The sequence below is a fragment of the Pseudarthrobacter sp. lyk4-40-TYG-27 genome, from assembly GCF_030209295.1.
Lineage (GTDB): Bacteria > Actinomycetota > Actinomycetes > Actinomycetales > Micrococcaceae > Arthrobacter.
Genome location: NZ_JARVSH010000014.1, coordinates 14,944 through 29,594, shown reverse-complemented (window position 1 = coordinate 29,594; position 14,651 = coordinate 14,944). Strand labels below are relative to the sequence as shown.

General features: G+C 67.3%; 14 protein-coding genes. 9 read left to right on the top strand and 5 right to left on the bottom strand.

The features are described 5' to 3' along the window. Positions 1-47 precede the first annotated feature (47 nt). From QRM96_RS19615 to QRM96_RS19605, 3 genes are read right to left on the bottom strand one after another with little or no spacing between them, the layout of a single operon-like run. Complete coding sequence (locus tag QRM96_RS19615; RefSeq protein WP_018762075.1) at positions 48-479, bottom strand: DUF2177 family protein; 432 nt, start codon at positions 477-479, stop codon at positions 48-50. Continuing rightward, positions 476-2,344, bottom strand: a complete 1,869-nt coding sequence (locus QRM96_RS19610; RefSeq protein ID WP_285320649.1) for an AMP-dependent synthetase/ligase — start codon at positions 2,342-2,344, stop codon at positions 476-478. The genes QRM96_RS19615 and QRM96_RS19610 overlap by 4 nt, the downstream gene beginning before the upstream one ends. Next, positions 2,341-2,802, bottom strand: a complete 462-nt coding sequence (locus QRM96_RS19605; protein ID WP_018762073.1) for a MarR family winged helix-turn-helix transcriptional regulator — start codon at positions 2,800-2,802, stop codon at positions 2,341-2,343. The genes QRM96_RS19610 and QRM96_RS19605 overlap by 4 nt, the downstream gene beginning before the upstream one ends. A gap of 140 nt (positions 2,803-2,942) precedes the next feature. Here QRM96_RS19605 and QRM96_RS19600 point away from each other — a divergent pair, with 140 nt between their 5' ends. The 3 genes from QRM96_RS19600 to QRM96_RS19590 all read left to right on the top strand — a co-directional run bounded on the left by QRM96_RS19600 (position 2,943) and on the right by QRM96_RS19590 (position 5,612). Continuing rightward, positions 2,943-3,812 (top strand): DUF1295 domain-containing protein, encoded by an 870-nt coding sequence (locus tag QRM96_RS19600; RefSeq protein ID WP_018762072.1) that lies wholly within the window; start codon positions 2,943-2,945, stop codon positions 3,810-3,812. Between the two features lie 129 nt (positions 3,813-3,941). Beyond that, the gene (locus tag QRM96_RS19595) at positions 3,942-4,529 is read left to right on the top strand and encodes a hypothetical protein (protein ID WP_240617817.1); all 588 of its coding nucleotides are present in this window, start codon (positions 3,942-3,944) and stop codon (positions 4,527-4,529) included. A gap of 66 nt (positions 4,530-4,595) precedes the next feature. Further along, the gene (locus QRM96_RS19590; RefSeq protein ID WP_285320648.1) at positions 4,596-5,612 is read left to right on the top strand and encodes a squalene cyclase; all 1,017 of its coding nucleotides are present in this window, start codon (positions 4,596-4,598) and stop codon (positions 5,610-5,612) included. Between the two features lie 27 nt (positions 5,613-5,639). Here the strand turns inward: QRM96_RS19590 and QRM96_RS19585 are convergent, their stop codons facing one another. Then, entirely contained in the window at positions 5,640-6,371 is a 732-nt protein-coding gene (locus tag QRM96_RS19585; protein WP_109863589.1) for a YoaK family protein, read from the bottom strand. 165 nt (positions 6,372-6,536) lie between these two features. On the opposite strand from QRM96_RS19585, the gene QRM96_RS19580 reads away from it, so the two are divergent. After that, positions 6,537-6,803 (top strand): hypothetical protein, encoded by a 267-nt coding sequence (locus tag QRM96_RS19580; protein WP_285320647.1) that lies wholly within the window; start codon positions 6,537-6,539, stop codon positions 6,801-6,803. 1 nt (position 6,804) lies between these two features. On the opposite strand, the gene QRM96_RS19575 is transcribed toward QRM96_RS19580, so the two are convergent. Then, positions 6,805-8,031, bottom strand: coding sequence for an amidohydrolase (locus QRM96_RS19575; RefSeq protein ID WP_285320646.1), 1,227 nt, complete (start codon positions 8,029-8,031; stop codon positions 6,805-6,807). A gap of 248 nt (positions 8,032-8,279) precedes the next feature. Between QRM96_RS19575 and QRM96_RS19570 the strand changes: the two genes are divergently transcribed. From QRM96_RS19570 to QRM96_RS19550, 5 genes are all read left to right on the top strand, one after another. After that, on the top strand, positions 8,280-9,536 hold the full coding sequence (locus QRM96_RS19570) for a virginiamycin B lyase family protein (protein WP_285320645.1): 1,257 nt from the start codon (positions 8,280-8,282) through the stop codon (positions 9,534-9,536). Positions 9,537-10,067: 531 nt separating this feature from the next. After that, positions 10,068-11,129: a LacI family DNA-binding transcriptional regulator gene (locus QRM96_RS19565; RefSeq protein WP_026264666.1), complete on the top strand. Its 1,062-nt coding sequence runs from the start codon at positions 10,068-10,070 to the stop codon at positions 11,127-11,129. 323 nt (positions 11,130-11,452) lie between these two features. Continuing rightward, a complete protein-coding gene (argH, locus tag QRM96_RS19560) occupies positions 11,453-12,895 on the top strand; it encodes an argininosuccinate lyase (RefSeq protein WP_285320644.1) in 1,443 nt (480 codons plus the stop codon). Between the two features lie 66 nt (positions 12,896-12,961). Beyond that, a complete protein-coding gene (locus QRM96_RS19555; RefSeq protein ID WP_285320643.1) occupies positions 12,962-13,879 on the top strand; it encodes an amino acid ABC transporter permease in 918 nt (305 codons plus the stop codon). Beyond that, on the top strand, positions 13,876-14,643 hold the full coding sequence (locus tag QRM96_RS19550) for an amino acid ABC transporter ATP-binding protein (protein WP_285320642.1): 768 nt from the start codon (positions 13,876-13,878) through the stop codon (positions 14,641-14,643). The genes QRM96_RS19555 and QRM96_RS19550 overlap by 4 nt, the downstream gene beginning before the upstream one ends. The last annotated feature ends 8 nt before the right edge of the window (positions 14,644-14,651 follow it).

Sequence of the window (14,651 nt, the reverse complement as noted above, 5' to 3'; positions counted from 1 at the left end):
TTCCTGGGTCTAAAGCGTGCTGTCCGTGACGCGGGCGCCACGAAGACTCAGGCTGCGGCGGGGCGGGCGAGCCGGCGCCGCAGCAAGGTGGCGGTGGCCCAGGTGACGATGCTGCAGGCCGCGGCTCCCCAAAGGATGTCCGTGACGGCCACCAGGGCAGGGAAATCCTTCAGCACGGCGAACCCGGTCAGCGCCCACGTGGCGTAGGTGAAGAACCCGAACAAGGCTGCTCCCGTGACGCGCTGGCGTACCGTGGCGTCGGGGGTATTGGGGCGGACGCCGTAGTGCACCATTCCGGCGACAAAGATGACATAGAACAGCACGGCCCCGGCCAGGTTTGCCTTGGGAGCGAGCAGGCCGCCGATCTGGTTTTGGTACAGCGGGTTGGCCACCAGCAGGATCCACGCCACGTCCAGGACGGCGAAAATCACGGCACTGACAACGTAGGCGGTCAGCCAGTTCTTGGTGCGGGGGTTCATGCTTGGCTCCTTGAATCGGTGTACAGGTGGTCCACGAAATGCCGGGCGCGTTCGGCAAACACGGTGCGTTTGAGTTTCATCGTGGGCGTGACATTGCCGTGCGCCTCGTTGAGGTCCGCCAGCAGCAGGACAAATTTGCGCACCTGTTCGGACCGGGCCAGCCGGGCGTTTGCGGCACTGACCGCCTTGCCCACCACGCTGAGCAGCCGGGCGTCCTCGATCCGGACGGCGCCGCCGTCATCCGGAATCTTGAGCCCGCTAAGGTCTGCAATGCCTTCGCGCTCGGCCCACGCCGTCACGGACTCCGGGTCCAGCAGCACCAGGCCGCCAAGGTAGGGCTTGCCTTCGCCCACCATGATGGCGTGGGCCACCAGGGGATCGCCCTCCACATAGCCTTCCCAGATGGCGGGTGTGACGGTCTTGCCGCCGGCGGTCACAATCACGTCCTTGATGCGGCCTTTGAGGGTGAGCCGGCCGTGGGAGTCCAGTTCGCCCAGGTCCCCGGTACGGAAAAACCCGTCCACGAACGCTTCGTCGTTGTCGGAAACGCGGCGGTACCCGGCAAACACGCCCACCCCGCTGGCCAGCACTTCGCCCTGATCGGAGATCCGTACGGTGGTGCCGGGCATGGGGACGCCCACGGACCCGGAATGGATGGCGCCGGGAAGATTGCCGGTGAGCGGGGCTGTGGTTTCGGTGAGTCCGTAGCCTTCGATGACGGGCAGCCCGAGGCCCCGGAAGAACAGGGACAATTCTGTGTCCAGTGCGCCGGCGCCGGACAGCAGGTAGTCAAGGCGTCCGCCCACCAGCGCGCGGAGACGCGCGTAAAAAACACGGTCGAACGCGGCCCGGCGGGCCCGCAGGCCCAGCGGGGCACGCACACCGGGGTCGGCGTCGTGCGCTTCCGCGAACCTGCCCCATTCCACCGCGGTGCGCTGCGCCAGCGCCCAGACCCGGCCCAGGTGCTTTTGCGCCGCGGCGGCCGCAGCGGACGCCTGGATCTTCTGCAGGACGCGGGGCACCACCACCAGGAACGTGGGCTTGAGGGCGCCCAGGGCCGGCACCACTTCACGGGGATCGGCGAGGTGTGCGATGCGCATGCCGTTGGCCAGGCAGATGAGCTGCAGGCCGCGGGCCAGGACGTGCGCCATGGGCAGGAAGATGATGGTGTTGCCGCCCTCGCGGACCACGCTGGTGTAGGCGGCGCCGACGTTGAGGATCTGGCCCACAAAGTTGCCATGGGTGATCAACGCGCCCTTCGGGTCTGCGGTGGTGCCCGAGGTGTAGACGATCGTGGCCACGGACTCCTGGTCCGGCAGCAGGCGCCGTTCCTCCACGTCGCGGTCCGGAACGTCGGTGCCCAGTTCCACCAGCGCCTGAAGGTCAGCTCCGGGGCGGGCATCCATGGTCCAAATGCCCAAGTTTGGAGTTCCGGTCCGGGCGTACCCTTGCTCCAGCAGCGCGGCGTGCGCTGTGGTGCCGGCAATTGCCAGGCGGACGTCGGCGTCGGACAGCACGGCGGTCACTTGGGGCTGGGCGGAGGTTTCGTAGATGGGGACCACGACGGCGGCCGCGAACCACGCCGCCATGTCCGCCACCGCCCATTCGTACCGGGTGGGGGACATGATGGCCATGGTTTCGCCGGGTTGCAGGCCGGCCGCGATCAGGCCCTTGGCAAGGGCCCGGACCTCAGAAACGAACTGGCGGGTGGTCACCTGGCGCCAGGGGGCGGTGATGTCGGCACCGTTGGCCCGCACCTCGAAAGCGACGTGCTCCGGGGAGGTGCGGTACCGGTGCATTAGAAGATCGGTGGCGTTCCGGTGGGTGGACAGGTCGGCCAGGGGCGGCGAGGTGAACTCTCTCAAGGGGTGTCCTTCTCGGAAAGGGAATGCAGATGGTCCTGCATGAGGGTCAAGGCGACGTCCAGGAATCCGGCGATGGCTGCCTGTTCGTCCGCGGGGAGCGTGTGGATGTGTTGGTTGGTGGCATCCATGAGGGGGAGCATCAGGTGCCGGATCCTGTCGGCGGCGGCGGGGGTGGCGCTGACATGGACATGCCGCCTGTCCTCGGCGGAGCGCAGGCGTTCAGCGTAGCCGCGGGCTTCGAGCCGGCCGACAATGGCGGTGGTGGTGGCCGCGGTGGCGCCCAAAGTTTCCCCGAGAGCGCCGGCGGTGAGCGGTCCGGAGTGGACCAGGGCGCTGAGTGCCCGGTAGTCCGTGAGGTTCAGTTCAAGATGGCGGGCCACCTCGCGCTCTGTCTCATTGGCGAGGTTGAACAAGTTCTGGAGCGCGGCGGCGGCCGGATGGTGCAGCGGTGCGTCCACGGGTCCTCCTCCTTGGCCTTCCCATATTGTAGTTATTGTCCTCTAGTGATCAAATAGATTTGAATACATGAGAGACTAGCAGGATAAGAGGGTATCGTCAGCGCAGGATCGCGCTGGGGCCCCGGGAAAGGAGCCTGTCCGTGAATGGAAGCAGCCGCAAGGCGCTCGTCAGTACTGTCATCGCCGTGGTGGTGGCGGTCCTCATCGCCCTCGCCGGAAGCCAGGGAGGTTCCCGGATTGGCGGGTTCCCGGTGTTTGCGCTGGGGGTTGCCGCGGCGTTCGTGATCCAGTGGCTGGTGTTCATTCCCAGCTTCAAGGCGCAGACCGAGAAGTTCTATGACCTCACCGGGGCCCTTACCTACATCTCCATCACCGTGTTCCTGGTGCTGGCTTCCCCCGGCGTCGATGCGCGCGGCCTGCTGCTGGCGGCCATGGTGGTGCTGTGGGCCGCGCGCCTGGGCAGCTTCCTGTTCCTGCGGATCAGCAAGCACGGCAAGGATGACCGGTTCGATGAGCTCAAGCCGGACTTCCTCCGCTTCCTGAACACCTGGACCATCCAGGGCCTGTGGGTGGTGCTCACGGCGGCGCTGGCATGGGTGGCCATCACCTCTGACAAAAAGGTTGGCCTGGACGGGTTCTTCTGGGTGGGCCTGCTGGTGTGGGCCGCGGGCATCACGGTGGAAACCCTGGCGGATATTGAGAAGAACCGGTTCAAGGCAGATCCCGCCAACAAGGGACGCTTCATCAATACCGGGCTGTGGTCAAAGTCCCGCCACCCGAACTACTTCGGCGAAATCACCCTGTGGGTGGGGGTGGCCATCATCGCGCTGCCCGTACTCCAGGGCTGGCAGTGGGCCGCGCTGATCTCGCCGGTGTTCGTGGCCCTGCTGCTCACCAAGGGCAGTGGCGTCCCGCCCCTGGAGAAGAAGGCGGACAAGAAGTGGGGCGGCCAGCCGGACTACGAGGCGTACAAGAAGAACACGCCGGTGCTGGTGCCAAAACTTAAATAGCGCCCCGGAAGGACGTACGACGACGGCGCGCGCCCCGGGTGCCGATGTACGGGCCGGCGGCCCGGCAAGGGAAGATCTCCCCATGCCGGCTGCGGGTGGGCAGGGGATGGTGCCGCCTAAGCTGTGGTCATGGAGATAACACCCTCAGCTTCCGCGGCCCCGATGAAGTCCTTGCTCTACTGGCGCAAGAGCATGATCAACGGAGCCAGGACAGTACCTGCCATCGTGGCCATGGACAGCGCGGGAACGTTCAGCATGCATGATGCTGACGGGGTGCCGGTATTTTCCGTGCCGGCAGCCCAGGCGGCGGTCCGGTTCACAAGCATGGGGACGATGGTGGTCACGGCGAACGGCCGGAAGTACGACATCGTGGGCGTGGGCGCGTCCTTGTCGCCCAGCCCGTCCTCCTGGCAACTCGCGGAGATGGCCGCCGGCGCGGATGGCCGCACGGACCCTACCGGCCTGAGCCGCACCGGTTCCGCCGGGGCCGCCATGAGCGGCGCGGGCGGCCTGGGTGCTGTGGCGGGCGCGGCCGGCGGAGCCGCCATGATGTTCGCCTACTACCAGGGCCTGGACGCCATCAAGGCATGGCAGGAAGCGCTCCCCAACGCCGGAGCCACGGTGCAGAAGAGTTCGATGAAGGCCGGACTCTACATTTCGCTGGGGGTCGTGGCCGCTGTGGTCATCGGCCTTGTGGTGGCGCTGAGCCTCAAATAGTCCACACCCCGGCCGCGGCGCTGGACTTCAAACAGCCCAGTCCCGGGCCGTGGTAGTCTCCCCGCTATGGCCGTGGACCCTGAATTGCTGGACTGGCTGCTCGACTCCGATCCCGCCCTGCGATGGCAGGTGCAAAGGGATCTGGGAGGCGCCCCGCCGTCCAGCTGGGAAGCCACCCGGGCCAAAGTTCGGACGGAGGGGTTCGGGGCCAGGCTCTTGGCGCTGCAAGACCCGGACGGGCAGTGGGCCGGCGGCGCATACTTCCCGGCGGACTTTGACTTCGAAGGCCCGGAGGCCTCGGCCGACGCCGGCCAGCCGTACACCGCCACCACCTGGTCCTTGAACATGCTGCGTGAGTGGGGGCTGGAGGCGGACGCACTCCGCGGTACCGCCGAAAAGCTTGCCGCCAACAGCCGGTGGGAATACCAGAACCTGCCGTACTGGGAGGGCGAAGTGGATTGCTGCATCAACGCATTCACCCTGGCCAACGGTGCGTGGCTGGGTGCGGACGTGGCCGGGCTTGCCGAGTGGTTCCTGGAGCATCAGCAGGACGACGGCGGCTGGAACTGCGAGTGGGTGGAAGGGTCAACGCGGTCCTCGTTCCATTCAACAATCAATTCCCTCAAAGGCCTCTTGTCCTACGAGGCAGCCATTGGCGGGTCAAGGGAGCTCCGGGCCGCCAGGAACCGTGGCCAGGAGTATCTGCTGGAGCGGCGGTTGCTGTACCGGAAAACCACGGGCGAGCCTGTGGCGACCTGGGCGTCGCGGTTCGTCTATCCGTTTCGCTGGTTTTACAGCGCGTTGAATGCGCTGGACTACTTCCGCGCCGCCGCGTTGCACGACGCCGCGGCGCCCGATCCGCGGCTGGCGGAGGCCGTTTCGTTGGTCAGGTCCGCCCGGCAAGCTGACGGCACGTGGGTCCAGGAGCGGCGCCACCCCGGCCGGGTCTGGTTCGAAACGGACGTTCCACCGGGCCAGCCGTCCAAGTGGCTGACATTCACCGCAATGAGGGTGCTGGATTGGTGGGACCAGGGCGGCGCCGTGGCTCCGGCCGTCGCTGCCCCCGCCCCAGACCGGCGGTAGGTCAGGCGGGGTTCGTTGGGCCACGGCTCACGACGGCGGGACCCGGGTTGCTGCCGGCGTCGCCACTTCGTGCCCGTGTTTGGGGACGGTGGTCCGTCCGAACAGTGCCACGCCGAGTGTGAGCAGCGCTGTCAGCAGGACCCCGAGGCCCAGGTGGAGATGCACGCAGCCCGCGCCGACCGCGGCTCCTGCCATGATCAGGCCCACTGCGGCAAGGCGCCGGCCCCAGAAGGGGTGCGTGCGGGCGCCAAGGTGGGAATCGGCCGCCAGGCCGGTGATGGTGGAGGTGACCACCACGGTGGGGACGTCCTTGACGTTCAGGTGCCGGGCGGTGGCGGCCTGCACGCCCATGGCAACGGCCAGGGTGCCGGTGATGGCTACGGTGGCGGTTTCGCTGCTCCTGGGGTTCGCGCCGCTGAGCAGGAGGATGGCCACGGCCGCCATGACGGTGCTGACGCCCGCCAGCAGGACGGTGGTGCGGTGATTCCAGCCGGACTTGGTAGGCCGCAGTGCCCGTCCCGCGATGAGGGCGCCGGTCATGAACCCGGCCAGGGCACCGATGGGGCCCAGGATGGGGAGGTTGTCCGCGCCCAGCAGGGCCATGCCCAGGATCACCACGTTGCCGGTCATGTTCGCCGTAAACACGCGGTCCAGGCCCAGGTAGCCGACGGCGTCGAGCACCCCGGTGGAGAACGTCAGGACCAGCATGAGCACCAGGTGCAGCTTGGCCGGATTGGCGGGGGAGGTGCTGGCGGGCATGCGGGTGCCTTTCGGGGTCCGGGTCCGGAGGGGATGCGCGCGTGGTGGGGCGGCTCTTCCAGTATGCGCCGGACCGTCGCCGCCCGCGGAACCCGGGGTGCCGCCGTCGGGCGTCGCGGAGGGGTGGCAGACTTGAGGCTGATCCCACGACCGAAAGCAGCCCCCTTGATTACCTTGCACCAGGACGCCGAAGGCTTTATCCGGATGAGCCGGCACTACCCGGCCGGTATCCGCATCCGGATCGCTTTCGCCGATGGCAGCACCGGTGAATTCTCCGGCCGGACCCTCAACAACGCCTACGATGCTGCGCTCGCGGAATTCCGGGCCAAGAACGGGCTCGACGCGCGGGGGTTCAACCGTGCCCCTGCCGGCCGGACCAACTCCGGCACCACTGTGGACTACGTTCCGGTGCATCCTGGCATGGGGGAGTAGCTCAGGCCAGCTGCAGCCCGTCCGCCACCACGGTGCCGCGGTGGATCACCGTGCGGCCGGGGAGCTTGTCCATCACGGCGGCGGTGACGGTGTCGCCCTCTAGCAGCACCAGTTCCGCGGGCTCGCCCACTGCCAGGCCGGGCCGGTCCGCCACGGAACCAAGCCGCTGTGCCGCGGGGTCGATGATGCTTGCCCCGCCAATGGTGGCCACGGCCGCACAGTGCTCGATCAGCCCATCCGCCCGGAACTTGTTGGTGAACGCCAGCTGCCAGGTCCGGTCCAGCATGTCCGCGTTGCCGTAGGGGGACCAGTAGTCGCGCTGGCCATCCTCGCCCAGGCCCACCCGGATGCCGGCGGCGGTGAGCCGTTCCAGCGGCAGCGGGGACGCGGGCGCAACCGTTGCCACGGAGACGTCCAGCTCGGCCATGTCCGCCAGGAGCTCGTCGAGTTGGGCGTCCGGCAGCTCACCGAGGCAGAAGGCATGCGAGATGGTCACCAGCCCCTGCATGCCCAGCGCCTTGGTGCGTTCCAGGATCAGCTGGGTACTGAACAGGCCCAGCTGGCCCGGCTCGTGCAGGTGGATGTCCACGGGCTTGCCGTACTTTTCGGCCAGGCCAAAGACGATGTCCAGGTGCCGGACCGGGTCGCGGTCCAGTGCGCAGGGGTCGATCCCGCCCACCACGTCCGCGCCGAGCTTCAGCGCCTCCTCCAGTACCTCGGCGCTTCCGGGCTCTCGAAGCAGCCCGGCCTGCGGGAACGCGATCACCGCGACGTCCGCCCGGCTGCGGTGCGTTTCCCGGGCGGCGAGGACCGCCTCAAAGCGTTCCAGCCCGGCGTCGGCGTCCACCTGCGCGTAGCTGCGCACCCGGGTGGTGCCGCGCCCGATCATCGCGCCCAGGGTGTGCGTGGCCCGCTCGGTGATGGACGCTTCGGCGTCGCGCCAGTTGTTCCGGTCGTTGAGCATCATGTTCCACACTCCGGGCGTTCCGGTGTGCGGGCGGAACGGCAGCCCCAACCGGGTGGAATCGAGGTGGACGTGGACGTCGGAAAAGGACGGCAGCAGGATCCGGCCGCGCCCGTCCACGGTGGCGGCGGGCTTGGAGTCCGGGCCTCCTGGAGCAGTCCCGGCCACGGCAACAGGCCCGACGGCGGTGATCACCCCGCCGTCGAGCGTCACGTCGGCGGCGTCCCCGCCCCAGGGGCGGACGTTGTGGAGGACGAGGGTCATGGGCGCGGTCCTGTCATGGGAAAGTCGGCGGCAGGGTTCGGACTTCAGTTTAGGGCCGGCGGCGGAGGGTACGACGACGGGCCCCACCCGGGTGCCAGGAGCCGCCTGGTGCCGCTTGGTGCCGTGCCCCGGCCGGTCCGGGCGGCAAGGCTTCCTGATGGCGGTGCGGCCCGCCACTGAGTCTGCTGCGCCGTGTAGGTAGGATCGGAGGACTGCCGCGGGGGTCGGCAGGAATTTGGGGGAACACCGTGATCCATCAGCCGCTTCGCCGTGCCGCCGGCGCGGTCTCCTCTGCCGGGATGGCACTGCTGGCCGGCGCCGCGCTGGTCCTGGCCTCCGCCGTCGTGCCCCCGCCTGCCGCCGCCGCCGACGCCAAGTCGCTTGACGCCGTCGGCCAGCCCCTGGGCATTGCCACCGGACCGGACGGCACCCTGTACGTCAGCGACGACGCCTATGCCGGGGTTGTCAACGCCTACGCGCCCGGGGAGACCGCACCGTCCCGGACCATCAAGACCGGGCGCGGCCCTACCTCGCTGGCGGTGACCGCCGACGGGACCCTGTACGTGTCCCAAAGCGAGGGCGCCCAGTCCCAGATCGGCGTCGTTGCCCCGGGCGCCGGCGAGGTTTCCCTGGTGATGAAGGTGTCTTCCGGGACCCACTGGCTGACCGTGGGCCCGGAGGGATCGCTGTACGTGGTGAATCCGGACGAGCACTCGGTGTCAGTCGTCAAGCCGGGCGACGCGTGGGTCCAGCGGACCATCCAGGCCGGCCCGCATCCGGTGAGGCTGGCGGTGGCCAAGGACGGGACAGCCTACGCCGTTAACGAAGCCGCAGGCACCGTGACCGTGATTCCGGCCGGTGCGCCGTGGCCGTCGCACACCATCGACGTGCAAGCCGGGGCCCACCCGCACGGGATTGCCGTCGCGCCGGACGGGACCGTCTACGTTGCCAACATCATGACCGCCGATGTGGCGGTGATCGAACCGGGCGGGACCACGGTGGCGCGGCGGATCCCCGTAGGCCAGGCGCCGCAGGAGGTCCTGGCCGCCGCGGACGGGACCGTGTACGTGACCAACAGCATGGACGATACTGTGTCCGTCATCGCGGCCGGTGCTGCCGCCGCGCAGACGGTTGCCGCCGGCGATGATCCGGGCCGCATGGCCCAGCGGGCTGACGGGTCCGTGGTGGTGGTCAACAGGCGGAGCAGATCGCTGACAGTGCTCGACGCCGGACAGGCCGGCGCTGTTGCGGCCCCGCCACGGGTGGGGACGAGCCAGCGGAAGCAGCGGCCGACGGCGGCGCATCAGACGGTGCGGTTGTTGCCAAGGCGTCCTTCAACGTACCCGTTGCGGCAGTTGCCGCTGTGGCGGGTGTTGGGCTCCTCGCCAGTGCTGCGCTCCTTGTGGTGGTGCTCAGGCGGCGCAGGAAGACCGGCGGTGCCGATGCCGCCGAGGCCTGGGCGCTGGACTAAGCCCGGCTCCCAGTCCGGGGTGCCGGGCTGGTAACTACTGCGGGCACTGCCTTGACGCGAGGGCGGCGAGATCGTGGATCAGGCGCCGCACCTCATGCTCCCGGTTCCGTGCCCTGGAAGGCTGACCCTGGATGGGTGTGAGCTTGGTGCGTGGGGGAGCAGGGACAGGCCGCCGGTGGGCTGCCGGTGCCGCCGGTCGCTGCTCCTTGGACACCGCTGGTTTGGCTGTGCCTGCGTGCTCTGCCGCATCCGATGCGTTGCAGCTTGTGCCTGAAGATTCATCCGTGAATTTCAAGAGGGACCCCCTTGGGCGAGCTTGTCTGAACACCATAGGGACCTGTGCTGCGGCGGGGAAGGGGATTTATCCATGACGGGGATTAATTGCGCGAATCTTGAGATCACCCCGTGCGTGCCGGTCCTCGGCCGGCCGGAGCTGGGCCGTGACCCGGCGGGAGGTTGGCGCTTCCCGGAGAAGAGCTGACAACTGCTGCGAAGCATATCAATGAAACCGGTGTCAATAGACCCCTTTTCCATCCGGCTGAAAATTCTGGGGTAAATTTCTTGAATGGAATCTCGACGGTATGGCAGCGCTACCTTGCTGGATGTCGCGCGCATGGCCGGCGTCTCCCGGTCCACCGCGGCCAGGGCGCTCGGCGGCTACGGCTCGGTAAGCCATGAGCTGCAGTCGATGGTGGCGGCTGCTGCCGAAGCGTTGGGTTACCGGGGGAACGCCCTGGCCCGGAGCGTGAGCTCCGGACGCTCGCACACCATCGGGGTGGTCATCAGCGACATTGAGAATCCCCACTTCGCCAAAGCCGTCCGGGGCATGACCGATGCCGCGAAGGCAGCCGGGTTCGACGTCATCCTGGCCAATACGGATGAGAACCTGGACGCCGAACGGGCAGCCGTCCAGGTGTTCCTGGACAAGCGGGTGGATGGGCTGATCGTAGCCTCCACGAGTCGAAGCGACTCCGCGCATTTGCTGGACGTGGTGCGGATGGGCCGGCCGCTGGTCCTTTTCGACCGGCGCCCGGACAACGTGGAAGCCGACTGGGTGGGGACTGACTGCTATGCCGACGCCACCGCGGTCATGGAGTACCTCATCGGCCGCGGCCACACGAACATCGTGTTCCTTTCGGCCACCACAAAGACGCCGGAGGAGCTGGAATCCGGGCATCCGCTGCCCATTTCCACCATCGCGGACAGGGTGCGCGCCGTCCGCACGGCCGCCCGGGCAGCGGGGATCCGGTACGAGTTCATCTCCGACGCCATGTCCCCGGAGCGGGCCCACGAAATTGTTGCCTCCCTCCTCCGCCGCCCTGACCGGCCCAGCGCCGTCATTGCCTCCTACAGCCGCCTGGCGCTGCCGGCGTTCCAAGCCATCCGGGAGGCAGGCATGGAGGTTCCCCGGGACATCTCCCTGGTCTGCCTGGACGACGCCGAGTGGATGACCGTCAGCAGCCCCGAGGTGACGGCCGTTGCCTTGCCCGCTTATGAGTTGGGGCTGAAGGCGGCGGAGGTCCTGGTTGGCCGGATCGAGCACTCGGGTCCGGACCAGAGGGACCATCTGCTGCCGGCCACGTTCACGGAGCGTGGCTCCGTGGCGAAAATTCCCGCGGGCGCGTAACGGCAGGGCAGCTCCTCCGGGGGCTCTGCGCCGCGCGGCGTCCGGTTCGTTCAGTGTGCCCTGGTGCTTCGTCGCGCCTTCCGGACCCGTAACAATCACCGGGTTCTCAGGTCACCTGGAGCGGAGGAGTGGTCAGGATACCGGTGTCTCAGCCACAATGATTTATTCTCTGAAACCGGTGTCACAAAATCGGTGTCATCAAATTAATAGCCGCGAAACAAAGCGGAAATCATTGACAGTTAGGGTTTACCCCAGAAATACTTTCGTTGCACGAAGTGATACGGATCACTTCCCGGGCAGTCTTCCCAAGGAGCTAGACGCATATGCAAGAACAGACAAAGCTGTGGGGCGGCCGGTTTGCTGGTGCCTCCAGTCCCGAACTCTCCCGCTTCTCACGGTCCGATCCGCGCTACTTCCGGATGGCCCCCTACGACCTGCATGGTTCCCGGGCCCACGTGCGCGAACTCAACCGGTCGGGCCTCATCGATGACGCCGAACTCGCGCTGTTCCTCGACACGATCGATCTCCTGGCCAGGGACATTGAAGCGGACCTGGTCCACCCGCAGGAAGCGGACGAGGACGTCCACACGTTCCTGGAGCGGCTGCTGATCGAACGCATGGGTCCGGTGGGCGGAAAGATCCGCGCCGGCCGCTCCCGGAATGACCAGGCCGCCAACGACCTCCGGCTCTACATGCGGGACAAGGTCCGGCTGATCGCCGACCTCCTGGTGGAACTGGCCGGGGCACTGGCCTCCCAGGCAGACCGGCACCTCCACACTCCGGTCCCGGGATTCACCCACCTGCAGTCGGCGCAGCCCGTTGTGTTCGCGCACCAGCTGCTGGCCCACGCCCAACCCCTGGTCCGGGACCTGGACCGTTTCCGGGACTGGGACCGCAGGGCAGCCGTCTCGCCCCTGGGCGCGGCAGCGCTGGCCGGATCCACCTTCGCCCTGTCTCCGGAACTCGCCGCCCTGGACCAGGGCTACGATTCGAGCGCGGAAAACTCGATCGATGCCGTGGGAAGCCGCGATGCCGCCATCGAATTCCTGTTCGTCTGCTCCCTGACGCTCATCGATATCTCCCGGCTCTGCGAGGAGATCATCTCCTGGGCGTCCCAGCAGTTCCGCTGGATCACCATGGACGATGCCTACTGCACCGGCAGCTCGATCATGCCGCAGAAGAAGAACCCGGACATCGCCGAACTCGCCAGGGGCAAGGCCGGCCGGGTCCTGGGGGACCTCATGGGGCTGATGGCTTCGGTCAAGTCGCTGCCGCTCGCCTACAACCGGGACCTTGCCGAGGACAAGAACGCGGTCATCGACGCGGTCGAGACCATCGAGGTCGCCCTGCCCGCCCTGTCCGGCCTGGTACGGACGTTCTCGGTCAACGTCGAGGAGGTCCGCCGGCAGGCAACCGCCGGCTACACCCTGGCCACCGAGGTTGCCGACTGGCTGGCGCGGCAGGGAATTCCGTTCAGCGAGGCGCACGAGATTTCCGGAGCGCTGGTGCGGTTCTGCGAGTCACACGGCCTGGACTACGACGACCTCACTGATGAACAGCTCGCTGCCGTGGATTCCCGGCTGACGCCGGATATCAGGGAGGTCCTCACCCTTGAAGCTGCCCTCGCCGCCCACTCCGGGTTTGGCGGTACCGCCCCGGAACGAGTCGCCGAACAACTGACGCGTCTCCGGGCGAAGCTTGACCAGGCACGAAGCTGGGCGGCCGACTACCAGGGGCTTCGCGTTCCGTCCGGCGCAGCGGGCTGACCCGTGGCGCCCACCAACGCAGGTCCCCGCGGCGACCTTACAACCCTCCACGATCAGGAAAACGCCATGAAGACTCAACCAGCGCCCAGCATCACAGGCACTGCAGCGGCAGATCTGAAAATCGTCCCGCGCCGGCATATCGGGAGGTGGATTGGTGCCGCGGCCGTAGTGCTGCTCCTGGTCTGGCTGGCCGTCTCCTTCTCACGGGCCAAGATCAACTGGCCCACCGTGCAGGAATACCTGGCTGTTCCCGTCCTGATCCAGGGAATCGGAGTAGCCCTAATCCTCACCGCCGTCGCCATGGCGATCGGACTGGTTCTTGGCGTGGTCACCGCCGTGATGCGCCTGTCGAAGAACCCGGTGGTCTCTGGCGTTGCGTGGCTTTACATCTGGGTCTTCCGCGGCACCCCGGTGTACCTGCAGCTGTTGATGTGGTTCAACCTGGCCCTCATTTTCCCGGTGATCGGCATCCCGGGGCTCTACTCGGGCCGCATGATCGACATCCTGACCCCCTTCGTCGCCGCCTCCATCGGCCTGGGGCTGAACCAGGGCGCCTACACCTCCGAGGTGGTCCGCGGCGGCATCCTCTCCGTTGATGAGGGGCAATTGGAGGCCGCGCAGGCTGTCGGGATGACCCGGCTGCAGGCCATGCGGCGGATCGTCCTGCCGCAGGCCATGCGGGTCATCATCCCGCCCGTGGGCAACGAGGTCATCGGGATGCTGAAGACCACATCGCTGGCTTCCGCGATCGGCGTGAGCGAGATCCTTTCCGAGGCCCAGCACATCTACTACGTCAACAACCGGATCATGGAGCTCCTGATCGTCTGCGCCGTCTGGTACCTGGGCGCCGTGTCCATCCTGAGCATCGGGCAGTTCTACCTGGAGCGGTTCTTCGCCAAGGGATCCTCAAGCCGGCAGCTGCCCATGACGCCCCTCCAGCGGCTGTCGAGCATTTTCGGTACCAACAGGAAGGCAAAGTCATGACCACCAACGTTCTGGTCCGCGCCGAAATCGTCCACAAGAGTTTTGGCCTCAACGAGGTCCTCAAGGGCATCAACCTCGAGGTCAACAGCGGCGAGGTGGTCTGCCTGCTCGGTGCCTCGGGGTCCGGAAAGAGCACCTTCCTGCGCTGCATCAACCACCTGGAAACGCTGTCCAACGGGCGGATCTGGGTGGGGGACAAGGTGGTGGGTTACCGCCAGGACGGCAACCGCCTCTTTGAGCTCTCGGACAAGGAAGCCGCCCGCCAGCGCCGGTCCATCGGCATGGTGTTCCAGCGGTTCAACCTCTTCCCCCATATGACCGTGCTGGAAAACATCATCGAAGGCCCGGTCCTCGTCAACAAGGTCAAACCGGCCGAGGCCAAACGGCACGCCTCCGAACTGCTGGCCCGGGTGGGCCTGGAGGGACGCGAAGGGTCCTACCCGCGGCAGCTCTCCGGCGGCCAGCAGCAGCGCGTGGCGATCGCCAGGGCCCTGGCCATGAAACCCGAGCTGATCCTCTTTGACGAACCGACGTCGGCACTGGACCCCGAACTGGTGGGCGAAGTGCTGGACGTCATGAAGGACCTGGCAAAGTCCGGCCTCACCATGATCGTGGTGACCCACGAGATTGGCTTTGCCAAGGAAGTGGCCGACCGTGTGGCGTTCATGCACGGCGGCGAAATCGTCGAAATCGGTCCTCCGGCCGAGGTCCTGGGCAACCCGCAGCACGAGCGGACCAAAGCCTTCCTTTCCCGCGTCTTCTAAACATCACC